28 protein-coding genes are annotated in these 24,003 nt (G+C 72.6%); 12 read left to right on the top strand and 16 right to left on the bottom strand.

The window, feature by feature from the left end:
• Positions 1-147: 147 nt before the first annotated feature.
• A complete protein-coding gene (locus JJI54_RS09865) occupies positions 148-1,275 on the bottom strand; it encodes a M20 family metallopeptidase (protein WP_203072784.1) in 1,128 nt (375 codons plus the stop codon).
• 130 nt (positions 1,276-1,405) lie between these two features.
• On the opposite strand from JJI54_RS09865, the gene JJI54_RS09860 reads away from it, so the two are divergent.
• Genes JJI54_RS09860 through JJI54_RS09850 form a run of 3 tightly spaced genes read left to right on the top strand, consistent with a single transcriptional unit; the run spans position 1,406 to position 3,380 of the window.
• Positions 1,406-1,858 (top strand): MaoC family dehydratase, encoded by a 453-nt coding sequence (locus JJI54_RS09860; protein WP_203072783.1) that lies wholly within the window; start codon positions 1,406-1,408, stop codon positions 1,856-1,858.
• Positions 1,855-2,457 carry an LOG family protein gene (locus JJI54_RS09855; RefSeq protein WP_203072782.1) on the top strand — a complete coding sequence of 201 codons (603 nt, stop codon included), beginning with the start codon at positions 1,855-1,857 and terminating at the stop codon, positions 2,455-2,457. The genes JJI54_RS09860 and JJI54_RS09855 overlap by 4 nt, the downstream gene beginning before the upstream one ends.
• Positions 2,454-3,380, top strand: coding sequence for a bifunctional riboflavin kinase/FAD synthetase (locus JJI54_RS09850; RefSeq protein WP_203072781.1), 927 nt, complete (start codon positions 2,454-2,456; stop codon positions 3,378-3,380). Before JJI54_RS09855 ends, JJI54_RS09850 begins: the two co-directional genes overlap by 4 nt.
• Here JJI54_RS09850 and JJI54_RS09845 read toward each other — a convergent pair.
• A complete protein-coding gene (locus JJI54_RS09845; protein WP_203072780.1) occupies positions 3,373-3,828 on the bottom strand; it encodes a zinc-ribbon domain-containing protein in 456 nt (151 codons plus the stop codon). The two genes, JJI54_RS09850 and JJI54_RS09845, sit on opposite strands and share 8 nt — an antisense overlap.
• A gap of 130 nt (positions 3,829-3,958) precedes the next feature.
• Here JJI54_RS09845 and JJI54_RS09840 point away from each other — a divergent pair, with 130 nt between their 5' ends.
• Genes JJI54_RS09840 through JJI54_RS09825 form a run of 4 tightly spaced genes read left to right on the top strand, consistent with a single transcriptional unit; the run spans position 3,959 to position 6,954 of the window.
• Complete coding sequence (locus JJI54_RS09840; RefSeq protein WP_203072779.1) at positions 3,959-4,768, top strand: cell division ATP-binding protein FtsE; 810 nt, start codon at positions 3,959-3,961, stop codon at positions 4,766-4,768.
• Entirely contained in the window at positions 4,761-5,627 is an 867-nt protein-coding gene (locus tag JJI54_RS09835; protein WP_203072778.1) for a cell division protein FtsX, read from the top strand. The genes JJI54_RS09840 and JJI54_RS09835 overlap by 8 nt, the downstream gene beginning before the upstream one ends.
• Positions 5,627-6,226 carry a YdcF family protein gene (locus JJI54_RS09830; protein WP_203072777.1) on the top strand — a complete coding sequence of 200 codons (600 nt, stop codon included), beginning with the start codon at positions 5,627-5,629 and terminating at the stop codon, positions 6,224-6,226. Before JJI54_RS09835 ends, JJI54_RS09830 begins: the two co-directional genes overlap by 1 nt.
• Positions 6,223-6,954 carry a lysophospholipid acyltransferase family protein gene (locus tag JJI54_RS09825; RefSeq protein ID WP_226381594.1) on the top strand — a complete coding sequence of 244 codons (732 nt, stop codon included), beginning with the start codon at positions 6,223-6,225 and terminating at the stop codon, positions 6,952-6,954. Before JJI54_RS09830 ends, JJI54_RS09825 begins: the two co-directional genes overlap by 4 nt.
• A 258-nt stretch (positions 6,955-7,212) precedes the next feature.
• Here the strand turns inward: JJI54_RS09825 and JJI54_RS09820 are convergent, their stop codons facing one another.
• Positions 7,213-7,806: a gamma-glutamylcyclotransferase gene (locus tag JJI54_RS09820; RefSeq protein WP_318987480.1), complete on the bottom strand. Its 594-nt coding sequence runs from the start codon at positions 7,804-7,806 to the stop codon at positions 7,213-7,215.
• A gap of 34 nt (positions 7,807-7,840) precedes the next feature.
• Between JJI54_RS09820 and JJI54_RS09815 the strand changes: the two genes are divergently transcribed.
• Positions 7,841-8,923 (top strand): DUF2125 domain-containing protein, encoded by a 1,083-nt coding sequence (locus JJI54_RS09815; protein WP_203072776.1) that lies wholly within the window; start codon positions 7,841-7,843, stop codon positions 8,921-8,923.
• A gap of 2 nt (positions 8,924-8,925) precedes the next feature.
• Here the strand turns inward: JJI54_RS09815 and JJI54_RS09810 are convergent, their stop codons facing one another.
• The 10 genes from JJI54_RS09810 to JJI54_RS09770 all read right to left on the bottom strand — a co-directional run bounded on the left by JJI54_RS09810 (position 8,926) and on the right by JJI54_RS09770 (position 17,444).
• Complete coding sequence (locus tag JJI54_RS09810) at positions 8,926-10,413, bottom strand: carboxypeptidase M32 (RefSeq protein ID WP_203072775.1); 1,488 nt, start codon at positions 10,411-10,413, stop codon at positions 8,926-8,928.
• A complete protein-coding gene (locus JJI54_RS09805) occupies positions 10,410-11,087 on the bottom strand; it encodes an SURF1 family protein (protein WP_203072774.1) in 678 nt (225 codons plus the stop codon). Before JJI54_RS09805 ends, JJI54_RS09810 begins: the two co-directional genes overlap by 4 nt.
• A gap of 10 nt (positions 11,088-11,097) precedes the next feature.
• Positions 11,098-11,418 carry a DUF983 domain-containing protein gene (locus tag JJI54_RS09800; RefSeq protein WP_203072773.1) on the bottom strand — a complete coding sequence of 107 codons (321 nt, stop codon included), beginning with the start codon at positions 11,416-11,418 and terminating at the stop codon, positions 11,098-11,100.
• A gap of 75 nt (positions 11,419-11,493) precedes the next feature.
• On the bottom strand, positions 11,494-12,330 hold the full coding sequence (locus JJI54_RS09795; protein WP_203072772.1) for a cytochrome c oxidase subunit 3: 837 nt from the start codon (positions 12,328-12,330) through the stop codon (positions 11,494-11,496).
• A gap of 189 nt (positions 12,331-12,519) precedes the next feature.
• On the bottom strand, positions 12,520-13,146 hold the full coding sequence (locus JJI54_RS09790) for a cytochrome c oxidase assembly protein (protein ID WP_226381593.1): 627 nt from the start codon (positions 13,144-13,146) through the stop codon (positions 12,520-12,522).
• 31 nt (positions 13,147-13,177) lie between these two features.
• Positions 13,178-13,306 (bottom strand): hypothetical protein, encoded by a 129-nt coding sequence (locus JJI54_RS32635; RefSeq protein WP_264177167.1) that lies wholly within the window; start codon positions 13,304-13,306, stop codon positions 13,178-13,180.
• Positions 13,306-14,256: a heme o synthase gene (locus tag JJI54_RS09785; RefSeq protein WP_203072770.1), complete on the bottom strand. Its 951-nt coding sequence runs from the start codon at positions 14,254-14,256 to the stop codon at positions 13,306-13,308. Before JJI54_RS09785 ends, JJI54_RS32635 begins: the two co-directional genes overlap by 1 nt.
• Positions 14,257-14,261: 5 nt before the next feature.
• Complete coding sequence (gene ctaD / locus JJI54_RS09780) at positions 14,262-15,866, bottom strand: cytochrome c oxidase subunit I (protein ID WP_203072769.1); 1,605 nt, start codon at positions 15,864-15,866, stop codon at positions 14,262-14,264.
• 42 nt (positions 15,867-15,908) lie between these two features.
• On the bottom strand, positions 15,909-16,850 hold the full coding sequence (gene coxB / locus JJI54_RS09775) for a cytochrome c oxidase subunit II (protein ID WP_404817609.1): 942 nt from the start codon (positions 16,848-16,850) through the stop codon (positions 15,909-15,911).
• Positions 16,851-17,108: 258 nt separating this feature from the next.
• The gene (locus tag JJI54_RS09770; RefSeq protein WP_203072768.1) at positions 17,109-17,444 is read right to left on the bottom strand and encodes an ArsR/SmtB family transcription factor; all 336 of its coding nucleotides are present in this window, start codon (positions 17,442-17,444) and stop codon (positions 17,109-17,111) included.
• Between the two features lie 183 nt (positions 17,445-17,627).
• Between JJI54_RS09770 and JJI54_RS09765 the strand changes: the two genes are divergently transcribed.
• Genes JJI54_RS09765 through JJI54_RS09750 form a run of 4 tightly spaced genes read left to right on the top strand, consistent with a single transcriptional unit; the run spans position 17,628 to position 21,616 of the window.
• Positions 17,628-18,623 (top strand): metal ABC transporter solute-binding protein, Zn/Mn family, encoded by a 996-nt coding sequence (locus JJI54_RS09765; RefSeq protein WP_318987478.1) that lies wholly within the window; start codon positions 17,628-17,630, stop codon positions 18,621-18,623.
• Positions 18,620-19,384 carry a metal ABC transporter ATP-binding protein gene (locus tag JJI54_RS09760; RefSeq protein WP_203072767.1) on the top strand — a complete coding sequence of 255 codons (765 nt, stop codon included), beginning with the start codon at positions 18,620-18,622 and terminating at the stop codon, positions 19,382-19,384. The genes JJI54_RS09765 and JJI54_RS09760 overlap by 4 nt, the downstream gene beginning before the upstream one ends.
• A 10-nt stretch (positions 19,385-19,394) precedes the next feature.
• Entirely contained in the window at positions 19,395-20,687 is a 1,293-nt protein-coding gene (locus JJI54_RS09755) for a metal ABC transporter permease (RefSeq protein WP_318987477.1), read from the top strand.
• On the top strand, positions 20,684-21,616 hold the full coding sequence (locus JJI54_RS09750) for a metal ABC transporter permease (RefSeq protein ID WP_203072765.1): 933 nt from the start codon (positions 20,684-20,686) through the stop codon (positions 21,614-21,616). The genes JJI54_RS09755 and JJI54_RS09750 overlap by 4 nt, the downstream gene beginning before the upstream one ends.
• Before the next feature lie 29 nt (positions 21,617-21,645).
• Here the strand turns inward: JJI54_RS09750 and JJI54_RS09745 are convergent, their stop codons facing one another.
• From JJI54_RS09745 to moaB, 3 genes are all read right to left on the bottom strand, one after another.
• A complete protein-coding gene (locus JJI54_RS09745) occupies positions 21,646-22,338 on the bottom strand; it encodes a class I SAM-dependent methyltransferase (RefSeq protein WP_203072764.1) in 693 nt (230 codons plus the stop codon).
• A gap of 91 nt (positions 22,339-22,429) precedes the next feature.
• A complete protein-coding gene (locus JJI54_RS09740) occupies positions 22,430-23,323 on the bottom strand; it encodes a DMT family transporter (RefSeq protein ID WP_203072763.1) in 894 nt (297 codons plus the stop codon).
• Between the two features lie 103 nt (positions 23,324-23,426).
• Positions 23,427-23,966 carry a molybdenum cofactor biosynthesis protein B gene (gene moaB / locus JJI54_RS09735; RefSeq protein ID WP_203072762.1) on the bottom strand — a complete coding sequence of 180 codons (540 nt, stop codon included), beginning with the start codon at positions 23,964-23,966 and terminating at the stop codon, positions 23,427-23,429.
• Positions 23,967-24,003: the final 37 nt, after the last annotated feature.

Raw genomic sequence — 24,003 nt, 5'->3', positions numbered from 1 at the left:
CCGGCAATCCGCGTCGCGCCGCAGGCGCGCGGAGAAGTGCTGCCGCAGGCGCGCGGAGAAGTGCTGCCGCAGGCGCGCGGAGAAGTGCTGCCGCACGCGCGCGGGGAAGCGCTGCCGCAGGCGCGCGAGAAAGCCGGCTCCGCGGCCTCACTCGATGGTCTCGAGGAGGCCGCAGAGCGTGGCGCAGCGCGGCGCCAGGTCGCGCCAGATGATGTGCTCATGCGGCGCATGGGCGCCGGCGCCGGTGCAGCCCAGCCCATCCAGCGTCGGGATGCCGAGGGCGGCGGTGAAGTTGCCATCCGACCCGCCGCCGCGATGCTGCGTCGGCAGCGCATAGCCATGCGCCTGCGCGAAGGAGGCGGCGCGGTTGTACAGCTCGACGATCGCATCCGTCTCCGCGAAGGGCGGGCGGTTCATGCCGCCGGTCACGGTGATGCTGATGCCGTCATGCTCCCCGGCCAGGCCCAGGATCATCGCCTCCATCCGCTCGCCCTCCGCGATGGTCGGCACGCGCAGGTCGATCTCGCAGCCGGCCTCGGGCGGGATCACGTTGGGGCGGGTGCCGCCGAAGACCGGCGCGACATTGGTGGTGATGCCGGCATCGAGGTCCGTCATCCCATGCACCTTGAGGATCAGCCGCGCCAGCGCCACCACGGCGCTGCGCCCCTCCGCCCAGTTGCCGCCGGCATGGGCGGAGACGCCGCGGATATCCACGACGAAGCGGCCCACCCCCTTGCGGGCGGTCACGCAGGCGCCGCCGGCGCCGGCGGGCTCCGGGATCAGCACCGCGCGGGCGCCGCGGGCGGCCTGCTCGATCGGCTCGCGGCTGGTCGGGCTGCCGACCTCCTCGTCCGGCGTCAGCAGCAGGGTGATGGGGCGCTTCGTCGCCACCTTCTGGCGCAGGATCTCCCGCACCGAATGGAAGGCCATGAAGGAACCCGCCTTCATGTCGTAGATCCCCGGGCCATAGGCGCGCTCGCCATCGATGCGGAAGGGCATGGGCCCGGCCAGCGTGCCATGGTCCCAGACCGTATCCAGGTGGCCGGCCACCACCACCGGCGCGCCGCTGCCCGGCGTGCGGCAGATCAGCGTGTCGCCGAAGCCGTCCCGCCCCGGCAGGCGGGTGATGGCGCCGCCCACGGCGCGCAGCTCCGCCTCGCACCGGTCCACCAGCCCGTTCACGGCAAGGGCATCGGTGGTCGGCGTCTCATGCTCCACCCAGCCCCGGAGTTCGGCGAGAAGCTGCTCCGCGGTGCCAAGCTGGGTCTGGGGCATGGGGTATCGGTCCTTTGTTCGGGCAGGGTTTTTCGCAAGCCGCCGGGGGGTTGTCCATGCCGGCCCACCCCAGCTTGCCCCTCCTGGCCCGCAGGGCTAACGGGACTGCCGCAACCAGGGGACGGCGCGGATGGAGGAAGGCTGCTTCTTCGAGGATCTGTCGGTCGGCCAGAAGGCCAGCTTCGGCAAGACGAACACGGAGGCGGACATCGTCCTCTTCGCCGCCGTCACCGGGGACACCAACCCGATGCACCTCAATGCCGAATACGCGAAGGACTCGATCTTCGGGGAGCGCATCGCGCATGGGATGCTGGCGGCGGGCCTGATCACCAAGGTGATGGGCACGCAATTGCCGGGACCGGGCACCATCTACATGTCACAATCCCTGCGCTTCCGCGCGCCCGTGCGGATCGGCGACACCGTCACCGCGATCGTGGAGATCACTGCCCTGGACACGCTGAAGCATCGCGCCACGCTGCGCACCGTCTGCCTGGTGAAGGGAAACCCGGTGCTGGAGGGCGAGGCGCTGGTGGCCGTCCCCTCCCGCGCCGCCATCGCCGCCCGGAAGGAGCGCGGGGCATGAGCAGCGCCGCCAACTTCAAGCGCATCTGCGTCTTCTGCGGCTCCGCCCCCGGCGTCCGGCCCGCCTACGCGGAAGCGGCGCGGGAACTCGGCCGCGTGGTGGCGAAGCGGGGCCTCGGCCTGGTGTATGGGGGCGGCGCGGTCGGGCTGATGGGCATCGCCGCCGATGCCGCGCTGCAGGCGGGGGCGGAGGTGATCGGCGTGATCCCCCATGGCCTGCTGAAGCGCGAAGTGGGCCATGGCGGCGGGGTCGAGATGCATGTCGTGGACACCATGCATGAACGCAAGGCGATGATGGCCGACCTCTCGGACGGCTTCATCGTGCTGCCCGGCGGCTTCGGCACGCTGGAGGAGGCGGTGGAGGCGCTGACCTGGGCGCAGCTCGGCATCCAGGCCAAGGGCGTGGTGTTCCTGGATGTGGAGGGCTTCTGGCAGCCCTTCCTCAAGACGCTCGACTTCATGCAGGTGGAAGGCTTCGTCCGCCCCGGCCAGCGGCCGCTCGCCATGCAGGCGGCGACGGTGGAGGAGGCGATCGACAAGCTCGCCGCCTTCCGCCCGCCGCCGGAGGTCCTGCCCTGGCTGCGGCCCCACCAGGCATGACCATCCTGGAGGACTGGCACGGCGTGCCGGAGGCGGCGCGCGGGGCCACGGTGGCGCTCGGCAATTTCGATGGCGTGCATCTGGGCCACGCAGCCGTGCTGCGGGCGGCGCATGGCGCGCGGCCCGACCTGCCGCTCGCGGCGCTCACCTTCGAGCCCCATCCGCGGGAGCATTTCCGCCCCGATGACCCGCCCTTCCGCCTGACCGTCCTGGCCGCGAAGGCGGAGGCGCTGGCGGCGCTCGGTGCCGCCACCGTCTTCGCCATCCCCTTCGGCGCGACGCTCGCCGCCATGTCCGCGGAATCCTTCGTGGAGGAGGTGCTGCACCGGGGCATCGGCGCGAAGCACCTGGCCTGCGGCGCGGACTTCGCCTTCGGCCACCGCCGCGGCGGCGATGTCGCCTTCCTGGCGCGGGAGGCCGAGCGCCGCGGCATCGGCCTGACCGTGGTGCCCGCCGTGGCGGATGCCGCCGGCCCCATCTCCTCCACCCGCATCCGCCGCGTGCTGCAGGATGGCTATCCGGACCTGGCCGCCGCCATGCTGGGGCGGGACTGGGAATTGCGGGGCGAGGTCTTCCACGGCGACAAGCTCGGCCGCGAACTCGGCTGGCCGACGGCCAATATCCTGCTCGGCCGGCAGCTGGAACCGGCGCGCGGCGTCTATGCCGTGACGGTGCGCCTGGCCGATGGAAGGCTGGTGCCGGGCGTCGCCAATGTCGGCCGCCGGCCGACGCTGGGCGGCGATCCGGTGACGCGGCTGGAGGTCCACCTCTTCGATTTCTCGGGCGACCTCTACGGGCAGGAGATCGGCGTGCGCATCCGCGCCTTCCTGCGCGCGGACGCGAAGTTCGATGGCCTGCAGGCGCTGAAGGACGCGATCGCGGCGGATGCGCGCAACGCCCGCGCGGTGCTCGGGATCAGCTGAGGCCGAGCGCCTGGTAGAGCCGGGCGGAGGCCGGCCATGCCTGCATGATCTCGCCCCGGAAGGCGAAGCCGGCATAGGCGCCGATCGCCACCACCACCACCGTCATGATCCAGCCCGCCAGCGCCAGCCGGTCCGGCGGGCTGGCCGGCGCGTCGCTGAGGCGCGGCAGCGGCGGGTCGATCGGCATGGATTGCGTCGGGCCGCGGGAGGGTGGCGGCCGGTCGGGGGTGGCGGAGGCCGTCGGGGGCGCCGCATCGGGGGCCGGCTCCGGCTCGGGCACCGGGTCGGGGGCGGGCGGCGGCGGGGGCTCCTCCGCCACCGCGGCGCCGGGCAGCGCGGCCTGGAACTGGTGGCCGCAGCGGGCGCATTTCAGCAGCCGCGGCCCGGCGGCCAGGGCGGCGTCGGGGACCTCGTATTCGGCGGCGCAGCTCGGGCAGGCGATTCGCATCGGTTCGCCACAGTGACGGTGCAGGCCCCTCCTCGTCCAGCGGGCGCCGCGCGCCGCGGCCAACACCCCAGCGTGAGGCGCCGCGTCATCATCATTTGGCGGCGCAGCCCGCCCATGGCAGACATCCCCCATGGTTCGCTTCGAGGCCGTGGGCCTGCGCTATCCCGGCGGTGGCCCGCATACCGGATCCTGGGGGCCGGAGGCGCTGGTCGACGTCACCTTCGCCCTGCCCCCGGGGTCCTTCACCTGGCTGCTCGGCCCCTCCGGGGCGGGCAAATCCTCCGTGCTGCGCCTGATGCACCTGGCGCTGCGGCCGACGCGGGGCGAGGTGGAGGTGCTGGGGCTGCGATCGTCGCGCGCCCCGCGCGCCGCGCTGGCGCCGGTGCGGCGGCGGATCGGCGTGGTGTTCCAGGATTTCCGCCTGCTGCCCTACCTCTCCGCCTTCGACAACATCGCGCTGCCGCTGCGCCTGGCCGGCCGGCCGGAAGCCTCGCTGCGGGCCGATGTGAACGAGATCCTGAAATGGGTGGGGCTGGAGGGGAAGGCGGCCAGCCTGCCGCCGGAACTCTCGGGCGGCGAACAGCAGCGCGTCGCCATCGCCCGCGCCGTGGTGCACCGCCCCGCCCTGCTGGTGGCGGATGAGCCGACCGGCAACCTCGACAACCGCCAGGCCCGCCGCCTGCTGGCCCTGCTGCGGGAGATGAACCGCCTGGGCGCCACGGTGGTGGTGGCGACGCATGACGAGGACCTGGTGGCGCGCTTCCCCGCCCCCGCCCTGGTGCTGCGCGACGGCAGGCTGCACGACCCCGATGGCGCGCGCGGCATCGATGCGGACCTCACCACCGACCGCTTCGCCCCGGAGGCCGAGGCCGAGGCGGAGATCGAGGCGGCGGAGCAGCCCGCGCCCCCGCCCCCCCGCCGGGATCCCGACCTTGGCTAGGCGCCGGCGCTATTCGCGCGATCCGCTGGGGCTGCGGCGGGCGCTCTCGGGCTGGCTGCTGCCGGGCCTGGTCGCCGCCATGGCGCTGCTGGCCGCCCTCGCCTTGGCCGGCGCGCAGGGCGCCGCGGCGCTGGCGGATCGCTGGCAGCGGGGCGCCGCGGCGGCGGTGACGGTGCAGATCCCGGATGCCGATTCGGCGCGGGTGCAGCGCGCGCTCGGCGTGCTGCGCGCCATGCCGGAAGTGGCCGATGCCCAGGCGATGGACCCGGAACGCCTGGCCGGGCTGCTGCGCCCCTGGCTCGGTGCCGCGCCCTCCATCCCCGTCCCCGGCGTGCTGGAATTGCGGCTGCGCGATGCGCGGGTGGACCCGGTGCTGATCGGCGACCGGCTGGCCGCCGCGGTGCCCGGCGCGCTGGTGGAGGCGCATGGCCTCTGGGTGCAGCGGCTGGCGGCGCTGGCGCGCAGCCTGCAGGCGCTGGCGCTGGTGGTGCTGGTGCTGGTCGGGCTGGTGGCGGCGGCGGTGGTGGCCGTGGCGACGCGGGCCGGGCTGGCCGCCCGGCGCGACGCGATCGAGGTGCTGCACGGCCTGGGCGCGCGGGATGGCGACATCGCCGGCCGCTTCGCCCGGCGGCTCGGCCTGCTGGCGGCGGGCGGGGCGCTGGTGGGCACCGCCGCCGCCGTGCCGGCGCTGGCGCTGCTGATCGACCTGGCGGGCCCCTGGCTCGGCAGCGCGGGGGCCATGGACAGCCTGGCGGGCCTGCCCTGGCCCTCGCTGGTGGCGCTGCCGCCGGTGGCCTTCCTGGTGGGCTGGGCGACGGCGCAGGCCACCGTGCGCCGCTGGCTGCACCGGCTGCCCTGATGCGACGCTGGCTGCTCCGCCTGGGGGTGGCGGGGCTGCTGGCCCTGCTGGCGCTGGGCGTCGCCTTCCAGTCCTTCCTGGCGGCGGCGCGCGGCGTGCCGGACCCCGCCGCCCCGCCGGCGGAAGCCATCATCGTGCTGACCGGCGGCGCGGAACGGGTGGAGACGGCGCTGCGGCTGCTGGATGACGGGGCGGCGCCGCTGCTGCTGGTCTCCGGCGCGCATGCCACGCTGACGCTGGCCGAACTCGCCCGCGTGCATGCCCGGCCGCTGCCGGCCCTGGCCGGGCGGGTGGTGCTGGGCCATGCGGCGGCCACCACCATCGGCAATGCGGCGGAATCCGCCGCCTTCGCCCGCGCGCGCCACATCGGCACCGTCCGCCTGGTGACGGCGGACTACCACATGCCGCGCGCCCTGCTGGAATTCCGCCGCGCCCTGCCCGGCGTGGCGCTGCAGCCCCACCCCGTGCGCCCTGCCGCCTTCGCCAACCTGCCACGGGCGCGCCGATGGGCCCTGCTGTTCGGCGAATTTGTGAAGTATGGGACGGCGGCCGCCGGCCTCACCCGCTACCTGCCGGCCAGGGAGTCCGCCAGACGATGAGAGCGAAGCCGGTGCTGTGGCTGCGGTCGCTGCTGTTCAACATCCTGTTCTTCGGCATCACCATCATCATGGTGCTGCTGGCGATCCCGACGCTCTTCATGTCGCGCGCGGCCGCGATGCGCACGGCCAATGCCTGGTCCTGGCTGGTCATCCAGGCGCTGCGCTTCGCCGTCGGCGTCCGCATCGACATCCGGGGGTGGGAGAACATCCCCCCGGGCGGCGTGGTGATCGCCGCCAAGCACCAGTCGGCCTTCGACACCATCGTCTGGCTCGGCCTGCTGCGGCAGCCCGCCTATGTGATGAAGAAGGAGCTGATGAGCATCCCGCTCTACGGCGCCTATGCCCGGCGGGCGGGCATGATCCCGGTGGACCGGGAGGGCGGCGGCCCGGCGCTGCGCGCCATGCTGCGCGCCGCCACCACGGCGGTGGAGGAAGGAAGGCAGGTCGTGATCTTCCCCGAAGGCACGCGCACCGCCGTCGGCGAACGGGTGCCCTACCAGCCCGGCGTCGTCGCCATCGCCGCCGCCACGGGCGTGGGCGTGGTGCCCGTGGCCACCGATAGCGGCCGCGTCTGGGGCCGCCGGGCCTTCATGAAGTTCCCCGGCACCATCCGCATCTCCATCCTGCCGCCGCTGCCGGCAGGCCTGAATCGCGCGAAGCTGCTGGCGGCGCTGGAGGAGCAAATCGAGACGGAGACGGATCGATTGATGGCGGAACCACAGGGATAAGCCTGTGGATAACTCTGTGGGTCTTCCCTTCGCCCCTTGCGGCAACGCAGGAGGCGAAGCGCCTGGAACAACCCGCAATTCTGCGCCGCATCATGACCGAAAGGTTGAGAGGCTCGGCACGGGCACGAATCAAGCATTTGATTTCAAACAAAAATTTTCGTGTAGCGACGGTGAACGCCAGGGGATGAATTTCCTCCCCGTCCACCAACTTTCAGTTGCATTCGTCACACGTCGCCCCGGTGGATGAATGGCGGCCGCTCAGTCTTCGGGCAGCAGCGCCGCAATCCGCGCCAGCCCGGCATCCCGCACGCCCATGGCCTTCAGGTGGTTCAAGGTGTTGAGCAGGTAGTCCCGGTTCCGCCCCATCTGCCCGACACCCCGCGCGATGGTGGCCGCCGCCTCTTCGGGGGCCAGGGCGGGCACGTAGAGGGTGCAGCCGCGATTGGCCACATAGGTCACGGCCGGCACCGTCAGCCCCCCGGCCCCGTCCACCAGCCGCACCGGCAGGACGCGGCGGTGATAGACCACCTCCGCCCCATCCGGCAGTTCCCGGTCATCCAGGTAGCGCAGCACCGCCGCCGCCGCCGCGCCCGGCACCCGGAAGGCGACACCCCGGCAGGCGCCGCCACGGTCCAGCCCCAGCACCAGGCCCGGCGCCTCCGGCGTGCCGCGGTAGTGGCGGGACCAGAGGCAGAAGCGCCGGTGGAAGCCGCGCAGCAGCGCGGGGTGGCTGCCGGCATGGTCGAAGCCCGGCCGCCAGATCAGCGAGCCATAGGCGAAGACCCACATATGCCCGCAGGAAGCCAGGGGCGGCGCGGCATCGGGCTGGGGAGGGTGGGATGAGGTCTGCACGGGGGGGCGGGACCGGGCTATACCCCCTGCCACGATGGAAATGAAGCCGCCTGGTCGTCGCCGCCCCCTCGCGCCCCGCATCGCGCTCGGCGCGCTGGTGGCGCTGGTCGCGCTGGGTGCGGGCCACGCCCTGCTGTGGCGCGCCATGGCGACGGAGATCGAGCAGGGCTTCGCCACCTGGGTGCAGATCCGCCGCGCCCAGGGCTGGCGGGTGGACCATGCCGCGCCGATGCGGGCGGGCTACCCGCTTTCCGCGGCGCTGATCCTGCCCAACCTGCGGATCGAGGGCGGGGACGCCACCCTGCCCGGCGGCTTCGTGCTGCAGGCCGAACGCGCGGTGCTGCGCGTGGCGCTGCCGCGGCTGGACCGGCTGCGGGTGGAGATGCCGGGCGCGCAGCGGCTGCGCCTCGGCGACGATGAGTTCCGCTTCGCCGCGGATGCGCTGGTGGCGCTGCTGCCGCTGGAAGGCGGCACGCCGCCCCGGGGCGGGGAGGTGGTGGCCGAGCGGCTGCGCCTGTCCACCCCCGCCGGCCCGATGGAGGTCGGCGCGGCGCGCGTCACGCTCGACACCTCCTCCACCGCGACGGAGGCCGAGCCGGCGCTGGAGGTGACGGTGGCGGTGGAGGAGATCGACCTGCCCGCCCCGCCCGCCGGCCGCGCCGCCGCCTTCGGCCGCCGCATCGCGACGCTGGGGGCGGAGATGGCGCTGAGCGGCCCGGTGCCGCCCGGCCGCTTCCCGGTGGTGCGGGCGGAAAGCTGGCGCGATGCCGGCGGCACGCTGGAGGTGAAGAGCCTGTCGCTGCGCTGGGGCCCGATCGGCGCCGCCGCCGCCGCCACCCTGGCGCTGGATGAGGGGCTGCAGCCCATGGGGGCGGGGTCGCTGCGCCTGACCGGCGCCGGCGATGCGCTGGATGCGCTGGCGGAGGCCGGGCTGGTCGGCCGCCGCGCCGCCGCCACCGCCCGCGCCATCCTGCCGCTGATGAGCCGCCCCAACGCCGCCGGCCAGCCGGAGGTGGAGCTGCCCCTGACCATCGAGGACCGGACCCTGGCCGTGGCCCGCATCCCGGTGACGCGCTTCGCCCCCCTCGCCTGGCCCGCGCCGGACCGGGAGCGGTAGCCTCAGCCCAGGTAGCGCGCCGTCAGGTGCGCGGTGAAGTCGGCGGGGTCCAGCGCCTTGCCCGTGGCGTGGCGCAGCAGGTCCTGGAAGCCGAGCCGCGCCCCCTGCCCATGCACCGCCTGGCCCAGCCAGCGCATCATCGGCGCCATGTCGCCTTCCGCGAGCTGCGCATCGAGATCCGGCTCCGCCCGCCGCAGCGCCGCCATCAGCTGCGCCGCCGCCATGGCGCCCAGCGTGTAGCTGGGGAAGTAGCCGAAGGCGCCGTCATGCCAGTGGATGTCCTGCAGGCAGCCCCGCGCGTCATCCGGCGGCGTGATGCCGAGCAGCCCGCGCAGCCCCTCGTTCCAGGCGCCGGGCAGCTCCGCGACCGTGAGCCCACCCCCGATCAGCGCGCGTTCCAGCCGGAAGCGGAGGATGACGTGGGCGGGGTAGGTCATCTCATCGGCGTCCACGCGGATGAACCCACGCTCCACCCGGCGCCAGAGTTTCCCCAGATTCGCGGCCTGGTAGGGCGCGGCGTCGCCACCGAAGGTGTCGTGCAGCCTGCCGCCCAGGAACTGGAGAAAGGCGTCGGAGCGGCTGGCCTGCATCTCGACGATCAGGGATTGCGATTCATGCGCGGCCATCCCCGCTGCCTCCCCCACCGGCTGGCGGGCGAAGCCGGCGGGCAGGCCGCGCTCGTACATGGCGTGCCCCGTCTCATGCAGCACGCCGAGCAGCGCCTTGGCGACGTTCTGCTCGTCATAGAAGGTGGTGATGCGGACGTCGCTCGGGTTGCCGCCGCAGAAGGGGTGCAGGCTCTCGTCCAGCCTCGCATGGGCGAAGTCGAGTCCCACCACGGCGGCCATGGCGGCGCAGAGATCCCGCTGCTTCGCCACCGGGAAGGGGCCGGTGAGCGGCGTGGCGGGGCCGCGCGCGGCCTGGATCGCCTCCGCCCGGGGCAGCGCCTCCGCCAGCCAGGATTCATAGGCCGCGAAGACGGGATCCACATCGGCGGCGGTGACGCCGGGCTGGTAGCCATCCATCAGCGCGTCATAGGGGGAGAGGGACAGCGCCTCCCCCAGCGCCTGCGCCTCCTCCCGCGCCAGGCGGACGACCTCCTCCAGCAGGGGCCGCACCTTGGCGAAATCGGCGTCGCGCTTGGCGATGCGCCAGACCTTCTCGCAATTCGAATTGGCGCGCGCGATCGCCTCCACCAGGCTGGTCGGCAGGGCGGTGGCGCGGCGATGGGCGTGGCGCATCAGGCGTAGGTTGGCGGCCTCCCACGCCCCCGTGGCGCTGGCGGCTTCCAGGTCCTCCGCCACCTCCGGCGCCACCAGCAGGTCGTGCCGGATGCCGGCCAGCGCGGCCAGCTGCTCCCCCCGCGCCGCGCCGCCGCCCGGCGGCATCATGGCGGAGGCGTCCCAGGAGAGGATGCCGGCGGCTTCCCCGATCGCGCCGATGCGGCCGAAGCGCGCGACCAGGCGGGCATAGGCGTCGTTGCTGCTCATGCGGGTTCCTTCAGGCGGCGGCGCAGCCAGGCGGCGAAGACGCCGAGCAGCGACAGCGCCAGCCCGTACCAGGTGACGGCATAGCCGAGATGGCTGTTGGTGGGGCGCGGCAGGGTCCGCTGCGGGTCCGGCAGGCCGGGGCCGGTCCCCAGCGCCACCAGCCCGAAGGGCTCCGGCGCCGGCAGGCCGAGGCTGCGGGCGATCCGCGGCGGGTCGAAGGTGTAGAAGCGGCGCCCGGCCGGGTCGTCGGTGGCGGAGAACAGGCCCCCCGTCTCCCCGGGCCTGGCATAGGCCTCCAGCGTCACCGGGCCCGCGGGGCGGGCGATGGCGCCGGCCTTGTCGATCGGCACCCAGCCGCGATCGACCAGCACGGGCGGCGCGCCATCCCGCAGCAGGGGCGTGACCAGCCGGGCGCCCAGCACGGGGCCGCGCACCTCCAGCCCCAGCAGCACCTCCCGTTCATGATCGAATCGGCCGGTGACGGAGACCTTGGTCCAGGATGGCGGCGCGCTGGCGCCGAGCGGCCGGGCGGGCGCGGCCTCCCCGGCCGCGATCTCCGCCAGCAGGGCGTTCTTCGCGCCGAGTCGCTGCACCTGCCAGGTGCCAAGCCCCAGCAGGATGGCCAGCACGGGCAGCATGACGAGGACGGGGATCAGGACTCGGCGCAGGGACATGCGCAGGCTTCTACACGCCCTCGCCCCGCCTGTGGCGCCATTGCAGCCAGATCAGCGCCGCCTTGGCGCCGCGCATCATCACGATGGCGGCGGGGATCAGCAGCGCGGGCCACAGCACCGCATGCACCCAGAGCCGCGGCGCCAGGCGGAATTCCACCAGGAAGGCGCCGATCATGGCCAGCGCGCCGAGCACGAAGATGCCGAGCACCGCCGGCCCATCGCCCGAATCCTGGCCGGAGAGGTCGAGCCCGCAGGCGGTGCAGGCGGGCGCCACCGTCAGCAGCCCGCCGAACAGCGCGCCTTCCCCGCAGCGCGGGCAGCGGCCGAGCATCGCGGCCCGCCAGAACGGAGCGACCCCGCCCGATGGGACGGGCGGGGTCGTGGAAAGGGTCATCGGCCTGGGGGCTCAGTGGTGGGCGATCTCGCCCGCGCCCCACCAGTAGATGACGACGAAGAGGAACAGCCACACCACGTCCACGAAGTGCCAGTACCAGGCCGCGGCCTCGAAGCCGAAATGCTTCTCCGGCGTGAAGTGGCCGCGGATGGCGCGCACCAGGCAGACCGCCAGGAAGATGGTGCCGACCAGCACGTGGAAGCCGTGGAAGCCGGTGGCGAGGAAGAAGGTGGAGGGATAGACGCCGCCGGTGAAGTGGAACGGCGCCACCGCGTATTCCCACACCTGGAAGAAGGTGAAGAACATGCCGAGGAAGACCGTCAGCGCCAGGCCGGTGACCAGGCCCTTGCGGTCCCCGACCAGCAGGGAGTGGTGCGCCCAGGTGACCGTGCAGCCGGACAGCAGCAGGATCATCGTGTTCAGCAGCGGCAGGTGGAAGGGGTCGAAGGTCAGCACGCCCTTGGGCGGCCACACCGCCTGCGCGGCGCCGGAGACATGGTCCGGGTAGATCGCGAAGTGGAAGAAGGCCCAGAAGAAGGCGACGAAGAACATCACCTCGGAGGCGATGAACAGCACCATGCCGTAGCGCAGGCCGAGCCGCACGACGGGGGAATGGACTCCGGGGGTGCGGCTTTCCTTCAGCACGTCGCGCCACCAGCCGAACATGGTGGCCAGCACGCCCAGCAGGCCGAGCGCGGCCAGCCAGTAGGTGCCGAAATGGGCGATGAACACGATGCCCGTGACCAGCGCGCCCCCGGCGAAGGCGCCGACGAGGGGCCAGGGCGACGGATCGACCAGGTGGTAGGGGTGCTTGTAGGGGCTGTGGCCCGTCTCGCTGGTGCTTGCCATCGCTCGTCCTGGTGGTCTTTGGGGCGCCGGGGCGCCCGATCAAGTCTTCCGGGGCGCCCGCGCCCCCCGGATTTCGCGCTGCATCAATCCCCAAAAGCCCCGCCGGATCAAGGGTCGTGGCGGGTTTTCGGGGGGTCGGGCGGCGTCAATTCTCGGCGCCGTTCACGGCCCGTTTGCTCATGGCGTCGTTCACGGCGTTCCCTGGGGCGGCGCGTCCCGCCGGCCGACATGCGGCCCCGCATTGGCCAGCGCGCCCGACCGTTCCGCATCCGCCAGCGTGCGGAAGAAGGTGTAGCTGACCGTGATGGTGCGGATGTTGCGGGTGTTCGGATCATCCGCGATGCGCGGGTCGATCCAGAAGGCGAGTGGCATGTCCACCTCCTGCCCCGGGGTCAGGGTCTGCTCCTCGAAGCAGAAGCAGGCGGTCTTGTGGAAGTAGCGGCCCACCGTCTCCGGCGTGACGTTGTAGGTGGAGACGCCCGTGGCCGGCGCCGTGCCGGTGTTGCGGGCGCGGTAGAAGGCGACCCCTTCCTCCCCCACATGCAGCGTCTGGCTGGCCTGCACGGCTTCGAACCGCCAGGGCAGGTTGGGCTGCGTGTTGGCGTTGAAGCGGATGGTGACGGTCTGCTGCCCGGCGCCCGGCGCCGGCGCGCTGCCGATCATCGGCGTGCCGCCGAAGCCCGTGACGCGGCAGAAGAGCTGGTAGAGCGGCACGGCCGCGAAGCTGACGCCCACCATGGTGGCCACCACGCCGAAGGCGGCCATGGCGGTGCGGCGGTTGCGGCGGGCGAGGGTCTGTTGCCGGTCTTGTTCCATGGACATCACCTGGGCGTGCCGCGGCGGGGCCTCAACCCCGCAGCAGCCGGGCGGTGGAGATGAAGTAGAACAGGATGACGAGCGCGATCAGGACGGAGAGCAGCGCCCAGTTGCGGGCGCGGCGCCGACGCTCGAATTCCGCCTTCTCCTCGGGCGTCATCAGCCGAACACCAGCTTGTCCACGGCCAGCGCGCCGAAGAGGAGGAAGAGGTAGAGGAGGGAGAAGCTGAAGGTCCGCCGCGCCGCGGCGTCATTCGCCAGGCTCCGCCCCTGATCGTCCTGCGCCTCCCGCAGCGTGCGCACGGCATGCAGCAGGAAGATGCCGCCGAGCACCGCGGCCACCAGCGCATAGGCGGGGCTGGAGAAGCCGACGAGCCAGGGCGACAGGCCGAGGGGTGCCAGGATGATGGTGTAGTAGAGGATCTGGCGCCGCGTCTCCTTCGCCCCGGCCACCACCGGCAGCATGGGCACGCCCGCGCGGGCGTAGTCGCCATGGGCCCAGAGGCTGAGCGCCCAGAAATGCGGCGGCGTCCAGAAGAAGATGATGGCGAAGAGCAGCCAGGGCACCAGCGTCACGTCGCCGGTCGCGGCCGCCCAGCCGATGATCGGCGGGAAGGCGCCGGCGGCGCCGCCGATGACGATGTTCTGGCTGGTCCGGCGCTTCAGCCACATGGTGTAGATGAAGACGTAGAACAGGATGGAGGCGGCGAGCCAGCCGGCCGCCACCCAGTTGGTGGCGAGCCCCATCAGCACGACGGAGGCGACGCCGAGCGTGATGCCGAAGCCGAGGGCGGCACCCGGCTCGATCCGCCCGGCGGGGATGGGCCGGCGCGCCGTGCGGCGCATCAGCGCATCGATGTCCCGGTCGTACCACATGTTGATGGCGCCGGCCGCGCCGGCCGCCACCGCGATGCAGAGGATGGCGGCGAAGCCCAGCGCCGGCGGGATGGAGACCGGCGCCACGAGCAGCCCGACCAGGCCGCTGAAGACGACCAGCGACATCACCCGCGGCTTGAGCAGGGCGATCCAGTCGCGGACCTCGGACAGGTCCGCCCCGGATGTGGTGAAGGGGGCTTGCGCCCCCTTCGGCTCGATCGTGGCTCCGCTCATTACCGTTACCGGATGCGGGGGAGTTCGTCGAAGGTGTGGAAGGGCGGCGGGGAGGAGACCTGCCATTCCAGCGTCGTCGCACCCTCGCCCCACGGGTTGGCGGCGGCCTTCGCGCCCTTCGTCAGCGTGTGCCAGATCACGTAGAAGAAGAACAGGAAGGCGGCGACGGAGATGTAGGACCCGACGGAGGCCACCAGGTTCCAGCCCCAGAAGGCATCGGGGTAGTCCGGGTAGCGGCGCGGCATGCCCTGGTTGCCCAGGAAGTGCATCGGGAAGAAGGTCAGGTTCACGCCGACGAAGGTCAGCCAGAAGTGGATCTTGCCGAGCTTCTCGTCGTACTGCCGGCCGGACATCTTCCCCAGCCAGTAGTAGATGCCGCAGTAGATGCCGAAGACGGCGCCCAGCGACAGCACGTAGTGGAAGTGGCCGACCACGTAGTAGGTGTTGTGCAGGATCTGCGTGATGCCCGCATTGGCCAGCACCACGCCCGTGACGCCGCCGACGGTGAACAGGAAGATGAAGCCGATGGCGAACAGCATCGGCGTGTTCAGCGTCAGGCTGCCGCCCCACATGGTGGCGATCCAGGAGAAGATCTTGATGCCCGTCGGCACGGCGATGACCATCGTCGCGGCCATGAAGTAGGCGCGCGTGTCGACGTCCATGCCGGAGGTGTACATGTGGTGCGCCCACACGATGAAGCCGACGACGCCGATCGCCACCATGGCGTAGGCCATGCCGAGGTAGCCGAACACCGGCTTCTTCGAGAAGGTGGAGATGACGTGGCTGATGATGCCGAAGGCCGGCAGGATCATGATGTAGACTTCGGGGTGGCCGAAGAACCAGAAGAGGTGCTGGAACAGCACGGGGTCGCCGCCGCCGGCCGGGTCGAAGAAGGCCGTGCCGAAGTTGCGGTCGGTGATCAGCATGGTGATGGCGCCGGCCAGCACGGGCACGGACAGCAGCAGCAGGAAGGCCGTCACCAGCATCGACCACACGAAGAGCGGCATCTTGTGCAGCGTCATGCCGGGGGCGCGCATGTTGAAGATGGTGGTGATGAAGTTGGCCGCGCCGAGGATGGAGCTGGCGCCCGCCAGGTGCAGGCCGAACAGCGCCATGTCCATGGCCGGGCCCGTCTGGTAGGTGTCATCCGACAGCGGCGGATAGATCGTCCAGCCCGCGCCGGCGCCGCCGCCGATGAACAGGCTGCTCGCCAGCATCAGGAAGGCCGGCACCAGCAGCCAGAAGCTGATGTTGTTCATGCGCGGGAAGGCCATGTCCGGCGCGCCGATCATGATCGGCACGAACCAGTTGCCGAAGCCGCCGATCAGCGCGGGCATGATCACGAAGAACACCATGATCAGCCCGTGGGCGGAGACATAGGCGTTCCACATCTGGCCATCGGCGAAGATCTGCATGCCGGGCTGCTGCAGCTCCATGCGCATCAGCAGCGACAGGCCGATGCCGACGATCGCGGCGATCAGCGAGAAGCCGATGTAGAGCGTGCCGATATCCTTGTGGTTGGTGGAGAACAGCCACCGGTTCACGAAGGAAGGCGTGTGGTCGTGGTGGTCGTGAGACCCGTGGGGGGCGTCGTGTGCCGCGGTCGCCATCTGGGGTGTGTCCGCTTCTCGTGTTGGCTCTGGAGCCCCGCCTTACCGGCGGGCCTCCGCGACATTCAGGGTGGGGGCGGCCGGGGCCGCGGCATTCAGGGTGGTGGCGGGCGCCGCGCCGGCAAGGGCGGGCACCGGGCCGGGCGGCAGGCCTTCGGCGAAGCGGGTCTTCGCCTGTTCGGCCCAGGCCTGGAATTCGGCCGGCGGCACGGCGCGCACCACGATCGGCATGAACCAGTGGTTCACGCCGCAGATCTGGTTGCACTGGCCGTAGAAGGTGCCGGCGCGGTCGGCGCGCAGCCAGGTTTCCATGGTGCGACCCGGGATCGTGTACTTCTGCACGCCGAGCGAGGGCACGAAGAAGCTGTGGATCACGTCCTGGCCCGTGGTCAGGATGCGGACCGTGGCGCCGACGGGGATCACCAGCGGGTTGTCCACGTCGAGGTTGCGGATCTGGCCGGGCTGCAGGTCGGCCGTCTGCACCGGGTAGCTGTCGAAGGTGAAGTTGCCGTGGTCGGGGTAGCCGTAGTGCCAGTACCACTGGCGGCCCTGCACGTTGATCGTCAGGTCGGCGTCGACCGCGCGGTCCTGGTAGTAGATCAGGCGGAAGGACGGGATGGCGATGACCACCAGGATCAGCACCGGGATCACCGTCCAGGCCACTTCCAGCAGCGTGTTGTGGCTGGTGCGGGACGGGTTCGGGTTCACCTCCGCCCGGAACTTCCACACCACGTAGCACAGCAGCAGGAAGACGAAGATCGTGATGACGACGATGATCCAGAAGACCAGCGAGTTGAAGGACGAGATCGCGTCCTTGATCGGCCCGCCGGAGGCCTGCAGCCCCATGCCCCAGGGCTGAGGCGCGCCGACCATGCCCTGCGCGAGGGCTTCGCCCCCCGCGAACAGCATCGCCGTCAACGCCAAGGCGAAGGCGGAGATGGCCCGCCCCGCGAAACCTCGAAACGCACTGATCACGTGCCGCATCCTGTCGTCCCGTAGGCGCGCCAGGCGCGCCCGAATTCCGCTCCCCAACCACCGGGCGACCCGCCCGCCGGTGGCCGTGCTGGCGGCCCTTCGCCCCGCAAAGGGGGGATGGGCCACCGCGGCGCGACCATAGTTGTCGGTCCCGCACTGCACAAGTGAGCCTGCCCGCCGTCATCGCAAGATGACGGCACCATGTGTCACACTGAGAAGGTTAAGGAATCGGCCACGTTCCCGTGCAGCGGGCCCCCGCCGGCGCGTTCAGGCGCCCGGCGCCTGCTCCGCCTCCACCTCCCCTTCCGCCACATGGTCCAGCATGTCCGTCAGCATGGACCGGATGTGGCTGTCCCCCACCACGTAGAAGACCTGCCGCCCCCGCCGCTCCGCCATCAGCAGCCGCGCCGCGCGCAGCAGGCGCAGGTGGTGGGAGACGAGGGAGGCCGAGATGCCGAGCCCGTCCGCCATGTCGCCGACCGAGACCGGCGCATCGAGGCAGGCCAGGATGATGCGCAGCCGCGTCGGGTCGCTCATCATCTGGAACATTTCCGCCAGCTCGACGACCTGGTCCTCGGGAATGCGCGCGCCGCGTACCGCCATGCCTGCCAGGCCCCCCGTGACGCGGTCGGCCCGCGCCCCCTCACCCTCGCGCCACCTTGCGGAAAGGTAAAGCGGCGCTTGACGCGGACAGCGCGCCATTCCATGTGGACGACAAGGCCAAGTCCTTGAAAAGACTTGGATATGTGAAGAGTTGAAGAGCCCAAGACATCAACAGGAGTACACGTGAACACACGTTCATATGTGGCCATGGGCCGCCGTTCCCTGTTGGCCGCCGGCCTCGGCGCCACCCTGCCCCTGCCCGCCCTGGCGCCCGCCTGGGCCCAGGCCACGCCCCGCGCGCCGCGCAGCGTGCTCGCCACCGTCGCCATGGTGGGCGACGTGGTGCGGGAGGTCTCGGGCGGCCGCATCCGGGCGGAGACGCTGATCGGCGAAGGCGTGGACCCCCACCTGTTCCGCCCGACCCGCTCCGACATCGCCCGCCTGCTGGCCGCCGACGCCGTCTTCGCCAACGGCCATCGCCTGGAAGGGCGGATGGGGGATGTGCTGGACCGCGTCCGCGCGGCCGGCAAGCCGGTGGTGCTGATCGGGGAAAGCGTGCCGCGGGACCGGCTGCGCGCCAATCCGGACTATCCGGACGCCGCCGACCCGCATCTCTGGATGGACCCCTCCCTCTGGTCCCTCGCCGCCGCCGCGGCGGCGGAGGCGCTGTCCCGCCTCGCCCCCGATTCGCGGGAGGCCTTCGCCGACAACCTCGCCCGCTTCCAGGCCCGCCTCGCCCGGCTCGACGCCTATGCGCGGGAGGCGATCGGGACCATCCCGGCGAATGCCCGCGTCCTCGTCACCGCGCATGACGCCTTCGCCTATTTCGGCGCCCGCTACGGGCTGGAGGTGGAGAGCATCCAGGGCCTCTCGACCGAGGCCGAGGCGAACCTGGCGGCGATCGAGGCGCTGGTCCGCAAGCTGGTGGATCGCCGCGTCCCCGCCGTCTTCGCCGAGACCTCCGTGCCCGACCGCGCGGTGCGCGCCTTGATCGAGGGCGCGGGCGCGCGCGGGCAGCGGGTGGCGCTGGGCGGCAACCTCTTCTCCGACGCCATGGGCAAGGCCGGCACCTATGAGGGGACCTATGAGGGCATGATCGACCACAACGTGACGATCATCGCCCGGGCGCTCGGCGGCCGGGTGCCGCCGCGCGGGCTGAACGGGCGCCTCGCGGCATGACCGTCGCGCCCCCGCTCTCGGTCAGCCATCTGACGGTCGCCTATGGGGAACGGCCGGCGGTCTGGGACGTGACCTGGAACGCCGCCCCGGGCCTGACCGCCATCGTCGGCCCCAATGGCGCGGGCAAGTCCACCCTGTTGAAGGCGACGCTCGGCCTGGTGCCGGCCCTGTCCGGGGAGGTGCGGTTCTTCGGCCGGCCGCTGGAGGAAGTGCGCGACCGCGTCGGCTACCTGCCGCAGCGCGCCAGCGTCGATTGGGACTTCCCGGCCACCGCGCTCGATGTCGTCTGCATGGCGCGCTACCCGCGGATGCGCTGGTGGGGCCCGGTGCCGCGGCGCCACCGCGATGCCGCGCGCGCGGCCCTCGCCCAGGTGGGGATGGAGGGCTTCGCGGAGCGGCAGATCGGCAAGCTCTCCGGCGGCCAGCAGCAGCGCGTCTTCCTGGCGCGCGCGCTGGCGCAGGATGCCGACCTGGTGCTGATGGACGAACCCTTCGCGGCGGTCGATGCCGCGACGGAACAGGCCATCGTCGCCGTGCTGCGGGACCTGGCGGCGCGCGGGCGGCACGTGGTCGCGGTGCACCACGACCTCGGCACCGTCCCCGACTATTTCTCGAGCGTCCTGCTGATCAACGCCCGGGTCTTCGCCAGCGGGACGGTGGCGGAGGCCTTCACCAGCGCGAATATCGGCGCGACCTATGGCGCGCGACTCGCGCTGCTGGACCAGGCGAATGTGCGGGCGGCGGAGGCCAAGGCGCTGTGAGGGCCGCGCCGTGATCGCCTACAACACCGCCGTCGTGCTGCTGGGCTGCGCGCTGCTCGGGCTCGCCGCCGGCACCGTCGGCACCTTCTCCCTGCTGCGCGGCCGCGCGCTGGTGGCGGATGCGGTCGGCCATGCGGCGCTGCCCGGCGTCGCCATCGCGGCGCTGATCGTCGCCACGCTGGGCGGCGACCCGCGCGCCCTGCCGCCCCTGCTGGCGGGCGCGGCCACGGCCGGCGTGCTCGGCGTGCTGGCCGTGCAGGCGCTGGCGCGCACGGGCCGGATCCGGGAGGATGCGGCCATCGCCATCGTCCTCTCCTCCTTCTACGCCCTCGGCGTCGCCATCCTCTCCTGGCTGCAGACGCAGCCGGGGGCGGCGCAGGCGGGGCTGTCGAAATTCATCCTGGGCCAGGCGGCGGCGATGCGGGCGGAGGATGCGGTGGTCGCGGCCTCGGTCGCCGCCATCTGCCTGGTGGTCTGCCTGGCGGCCTTCCAGCGGCTGCGCGCCGTCTGCTTCGACCCGGATTTCTGCCGCATGCAGGGGCTCGGCGTGCAGCGGGTGGACCTGCTGCTGCTCGGGCTGCTGGTGCTGGTCTGCGTGGCGGGGCTGCAGGCGGTGGGCCTGATCCTGGTGGTGGCGCTGCTGGTGCTGCCGGCGGCGACCGCCCGCCTCCTCACCTTCCGCCTGCCGCGGATGCTGGCCATCTCCGCCGTCATCGGCGCGGTCTGCGGCGCGGCCGGCGCCTGGGTCTCCGCGCTCCGGCCGGAGGTGCCGACAGGCGCCGCCGTGGTGCTGGCGCTGGCCGCCGTCTTCACCCTGGCGCTGCTGCTGGCGCCGGAACGCGGGCTGCTGGCGCAGCTGCACACCCATCTGCGCCGGCGCCTGGCCGCCGATACCGAGCATTTCCTGCGCGCCGCCTGGGAAGCGCAGGAAGCCGCCGGCGCCGGGCCCGGCACGGCGGGGGATCGCTGGGCGCCGATCGGCGCGGTGGCGGCGGCGCGGGGCTGGACGGTCGGCCGCGCGCGCTGGCTCGCCTTCTGGCTCGCGCAGCGCGGCCTGATTGCCCGCGCCGACGGCCATGTGCACCTGACGCCGCGCGGCGCCGCCGCCGCCCGCCGGGCCGTGCGCGCCCATCGCGCGGTGGAACACCACCTGCTGGCCGCCGGCGCGACGGACATCGCCTCCGCCGACCGGCTGGCGGATCTGGTGGAGCACGGGCTGCCGCCGGAGGTGGCGGCAAGGCTGCTGCCGGAACCCTCCGCCCTGCCGGCCAGCCCGCACCAGCTGGGGGAGAGGCGGCCATGACGATCCGGGATTTCCTGATGCTGGACCTGCCGCCCCTGCTGGCGGCGCTGATGGCCGGGGCGACCTGCGGGCTGCTCGGCAGCTTCCTGGTGCTGCGGCGGGAATCGCTGGTGGGGGATGCGCTGTCCCATGCCGTGCTGCCGGGCATCGTGCTGGGCTTCGCCATCACCGGCGCGCGCAGCGGGCTGCCCATGCTGGCCGGCGCCATGGTGGCGGGGCTGCTGGCGGTGGTGCTGATCGGCGTGGTGCAGCGCGCCGCGCGGCTCGACCCCGGCGCCGCCATCGGCGCCATCTTCACCACCTTCTTCGCCGTGGGCCTGGTGCTGATGGAGACGACCGGCGCGCGCAGCGTCGATCTCGACCTGGATTGCGTGCTGTTCGGCCAGCTGGAGACGCTGGTCTGGGCCCAGGCGGAGGGGCTGCATTCCCTGTTCGACCCGGCGGCGCTGGAGGGGCTGCCCCGGCAGCTCGGCCTGCTGGCCGGCGTGGGCATCGTGGTGGCGGTGGTGGTGGCGGCGCTGTGGCGGCCGCTGAAGCTGATCTGCTTCGACCCCGGCTACGCCGCGGCGCTCGGCATGCCGTCCCGCGCGCTGGAATTCGGCCTGGCGCTGCTGGTGGCGGCCGCGGCGGTGGCGGCCTTCGAATCGGTGGGCTCGATCCTGGTCGTCGCCATGCTGGTCTGCCCGGCGGCGGCGCTGCGGCTGATGACGGACCGCTACGGCGCGCAGGTGCTGGGCGGGGCGGCGCTGGGCGCGGCGCTGGGCGGCGTGGGCTATGCGCTGGCCGGGCCGGTGCCGGCGGCGCTCGGGCTCGAGCTGTCGCTGAACTCGGCCGGCGTGATCGGCACGCTGGGCGGGCTGATGGTGGCGGCGGCGGCGCTGGTGCGCGCCGGCGTCATGCGCGGCCGGCGCGGGGCGGCGGCGGCCTGAGCCCCGCCTTGTCCGTCAGGCAGGGCCGCTCAGGCCGCGACGGCCAGCGTCTCGCCCGGCGCGTTGCGCACGCTGACCAGCGTGAACAGCCCGGCGGGCTGGCAGGGCTCCATCAGCTCCACCTGCACCGTGGCGGGGTCCAGCAGGTCCCGCAGCGCGAAGTCGGGGTGCCAGCCCAGCAGGCGGGACAGCGGCGCCATGGCGCGTTCCACCCACCAGCGCGGCCCGTCCTCCGCCGCGAAATGGTTCACGAACAGCAGGTGCCCGCCCGGGCGCACCACCCGCGACATCTCCGCGAACAGGTCCTTGGCGTTCGGCACGACGCTGGCGGTGAACATGGCGACGGCGATGTCGAAGGCGCCATCGGCGAAGGCCATGTGCTCCGCATCCATCTCCGCCAGGCCGACGACATGGCCGAGCTTCTCGTCCCGCACCCGCTCCGCCGCCTTCTCCAGCATCTCCCGCGACAGGTCGATGCCGACGACGCGCTTGTCCCCGCGGTAGCGCGGCAAGGCGAGGCCGGTGCCCACGCCGACTTCCAGCACCTTCGTGCCGGGCAGCCGGTTCACCTCCGCCACCGCGCGGCGGCGGCCATAGGCGGAGACCCCGCCGAAGACCGCGTCATAGACGCCGGCCCAGCGCCGGTAGGCGTCGCGGACGCCATCGGCATCCAGCGCGGCACGGGGGTGGTCTCGGTCGGGAGCATCGGTGCGGATGGTCATGCCTGGCCAGTCTGCGAAGGGTGCCCCCGGCTAGTCCCTTCGGGCAGGGTCGCGCAAGCCCGAAGATGCCACGAGGGTGTCATACCCCCCTTCAAGACGATGAGCGCGGCGGGATTGTGGCACGGGCGGGGGTGGCGGAGGGTGCCGCGACCAGGATGCCCCCCGCCGCGATGATGGCGGCGCCGAGCAGCGTCCAGCCATCCGGCCAGTCGCCGAAGACCAGTACGCCGGCCAGCCCCGCCCAGACCAGCTGGGTATAGGACATGGGCGCCAGCACGCTGGCCGGCGCGCGGGCGAAGGCCAGCACCAGCAGGCAATGGCCGAGCCCGCCCAGCAGGCCGAGGGCGGCGAAGAGCGGCCAGTCCCAGGCCGCGGGCTCCACCCAGACGAAGGGCTGCGCGAGCGCGGAGACGCCGGCGGCCGCGATGCCGGTGTGCAGGAAGGTGGTGTGCGGGTCATCGAGCCCCGCGAGCTTGCGCGTCAGCAGTTGGTAGGCGGTGTTCGCCGCCGCCGTGACCAGGGGCAGCAGCATGGCCCAGTGCAGCGGCTCCCCGGTCAGGAAGGGGGGGCGCAGCGCCACCAGCACGCCCGCCATGCCGAGCGCGACGCCGATCCACTTCACCCGCCCCACCTGCTCCCCCAGCAGCAGCGCCGCCAGCGCCACGGTGAAGACCGGCGCCGCGAAGGACACCGCCGTGGCATCGGCCAGCGAGATGTGGATGAGCGAGAGGGAGAAGAAGAAGTTCGCCACCGCCAGCGTGACGCTGCGCGCCGCCTGCAGCCAGGGCGCCCGGCTGCGGAAGGGCAGCCGCCCGGTCAGCAGCCGCACCGCGGCGAAGACCAGGATGAGGTGGAAGACGAAGCGCACGAACATCAGCTGCGGCACGGCATAGCGCGCCACCAGCAGCTTCAGCAGCGCATCCATGGTGACGAAAAGGGCGAGCGCCGCGATCTGGATCAGCACGCCTTGCAGGGGGCGGGACATGCGGCCTCGGTCTGTCTGCGCCCATACTGGCAGGGGCGGCGGCGCGGACCAACCGGCGCGGTCGCGGGGCGGCCATGCGCGGGCGTCCCCCTGCCCCCGGCCGTCAGGCCGCCTTCAGATGCTCCAGCAGCCGGGGCATCAGCTCCACCAGGTTGCAGGGCCGGTGGCGGCTGTCGAGCTGCCAGACCAGGATGTCGTCCCAGGCATCCTTGCAGGCCCCCGTGCTGCCGGGCAGGGCGAAGAGGTAGGTCCCGCCCGCCACGCCGCCGATCGCCCGCGACTGGATCGTGGAGGTGCCGATCTTCTGGTAGCTGAGCATCCGGAACAGCTCCCCGAAGCCGGTGATCTCCTTCTCCAGCACCCGGGCGAAGGCTTCCGGCGTCACGTCCCGGCCGGTGATGCCGGTGCCGCCGGTGGTGATGACGCAATCCACCTGCGGGTCGGCGATCCAGCGGCGCAGCACCGCCTCGATCAGGGTCGCGTCATCCTTCACGATCTCCCGCGCCGCCAGCACATGCCCGGCGGCGGTGATGCGCCCGGCCAGGGTCTCCCCGCTCCGGTCGCTCGCCAGGTCACGCGTGTCCGACACTGTCAGCACCGCGATGTTCACCGGCACGAATTTTCTCGACTCGTCGATCGGCATGGCACCACCCGTCGCTGGAAAGCCCCCCGCCGGAGCG

Origin of the sequence: Falsiroseomonas ponticola (assembly GCF_016805305.1) — a bacterium.
GTDB classification, from domain to species: domain Bacteria; phylum Pseudomonadota; class Alphaproteobacteria; order Acetobacterales; family Acetobacteraceae; genus Falsiroseomonas; species Falsiroseomonas ponticola.
The sequence above is the reverse complement of the archived record's forward strand: the minus strand, read 5'-3'. Positions and strand labels throughout refer to the sequence as shown.

What these genes read in the sequence shown, in the direction of transcription:
- ctaD (WP_203072769.1), bottom strand. Translation starts at nt 15,866, where the DNA reads ATGGCGACCGCGGCACACGACGCCCCCCACGGGTCTCACGACCACCAC.
- coxB (WP_404817609.1), bottom strand. Translation starts at nt 16,850, where the DNA reads ATGCGGCACGTGATCAGTGCGTTTCGAGGTTTCGCGGGGCGGGCCATC.
- JJI54_RS09790 (WP_226381593.1), bottom strand. Translation starts at nt 13,146, where the DNA reads ATGGAACAAGACCGGCAACAGACCCTCGCCCGCCGCAACCGCCGCACC.
- JJI54_RS09860 (WP_203072783.1), top strand. Translation starts at nt 1,406, where the DNA reads ATGGAGGAAGGCTGCTTCTTCGAGGATCTGTCGGTCGGCCAGAAGGCC.
- JJI54_RS09745 (WP_203072764.1), bottom strand. Translation starts at nt 22,338, where the DNA reads ATGACCATCCGCACCGATGCTCCCGACCGAGACCACCCCCGTGCCGCG.
- JJI54_RS09840 (WP_203072779.1), top strand. Translation starts at nt 3,959, where the DNA reads ATGGTTCGCTTCGAGGCCGTGGGCCTGCGCTATCCCGGCGGTGGCCCG.
- JJI54_RS09805 (WP_203072774.1), bottom strand. Translation starts at nt 11,087, where the DNA reads ATGTCCCTGCGCCGAGTCCTGATCCCCGTCCTCGTCATGCTGCCCGTG.
- JJI54_RS09830 (WP_203072777.1), top strand. Translation starts at nt 5,627, where the DNA reads ATGCGACGCTGGCTGCTCCGCCTGGGGGTGGCGGGGCTGCTGGCCCTG.
- JJI54_RS32635 (WP_264177167.1), bottom strand. Translation starts at nt 13,306, where the DNA reads ATGACGCCCGAGGAGAAGGCGGAATTCGAGCGTCGGCGCCGCGCCCGC.
- JJI54_RS09825 (WP_226381594.1), top strand. Translation starts at nt 6,223, where the DNA reads ATGAGAGCGAAGCCGGTGCTGTGGCTGCGGTCGCTGCTGTTCAACATC.
- JJI54_RS09800 (WP_203072773.1), bottom strand. Translation starts at nt 11,418, where the DNA reads ATGCTCGGCCGCTGCCCGCGCTGCGGGGAAGGCGCGCTGTTCGGCGGG.
- JJI54_RS09810 (WP_203072775.1), bottom strand. Translation starts at nt 10,413, where the DNA reads ATGAGCAGCAACGACGCCTATGCCCGCCTGGTCGCGCGCTTCGGCCGC.
- JJI54_RS09795 (WP_203072772.1), bottom strand. Translation starts at nt 12,330, where the DNA reads ATGGCAAGCACCAGCGAGACGGGCCACAGCCCCTACAAGCACCCCTAC.
- JJI54_RS09770 (WP_203072768.1), bottom strand. Translation starts at nt 17,444, where the DNA reads ATGGCGGTACGCGGCGCGCGCATTCCCGAGGACCAGGTCGTCGAGCTG.
- JJI54_RS09850 (WP_203072781.1), top strand. Translation starts at nt 2,454, where the DNA reads ATGACCATCCTGGAGGACTGGCACGGCGTGCCGGAGGCGGCGCGCGGG.
- JJI54_RS09760 (WP_203072767.1), top strand. Translation starts at nt 18,620, where the DNA reads ATGACCGTCGCGCCCCCGCTCTCGGTCAGCCATCTGACGGTCGCCTAT.
- JJI54_RS09815 (WP_203072776.1), top strand. Translation starts at nt 7,841, where the DNA reads ATGGAAATGAAGCCGCCTGGTCGTCGCCGCCCCCTCGCGCCCCGCATC.
- JJI54_RS09750 (WP_203072765.1), top strand. Translation starts at nt 20,684, where the DNA reads ATGACGATCCGGGATTTCCTGATGCTGGACCTGCCGCCCCTGCTGGCG.
- JJI54_RS09865 (WP_203072784.1), bottom strand. Translation starts at nt 1,275, where the DNA reads ATGCCCCAGACCCAGCTTGGCACCGCGGAGCAGCTTCTCGCCGAACTC.
- JJI54_RS09785 (WP_203072770.1), bottom strand. Translation starts at nt 14,256, where the DNA reads ATGAGCGGAGCCACGATCGAGCCGAAGGGGGCGCAAGCCCCCTTCACC.
- JJI54_RS09845 (WP_203072780.1), bottom strand. Translation starts at nt 3,828, where the DNA reads ATGCGAATCGCCTGCCCGAGCTGCGCCGCCGAATACGAGGTCCCCGAC.
- JJI54_RS09740 (WP_203072763.1), bottom strand. Translation starts at nt 23,323, where the DNA reads ATGTCCCGCCCCCTGCAAGGCGTGCTGATCCAGATCGCGGCGCTCGCC.
- JJI54_RS09855 (WP_203072782.1), top strand. Translation starts at nt 1,855, where the DNA reads ATGAGCAGCGCCGCCAACTTCAAGCGCATCTGCGTCTTCTGCGGCTCC.
- moaB (WP_203072762.1), bottom strand. Translation starts at nt 23,966, where the DNA reads ATGCCGATCGACGAGTCGAGAAAATTCGTGCCGGTGAACATCGCGGTG.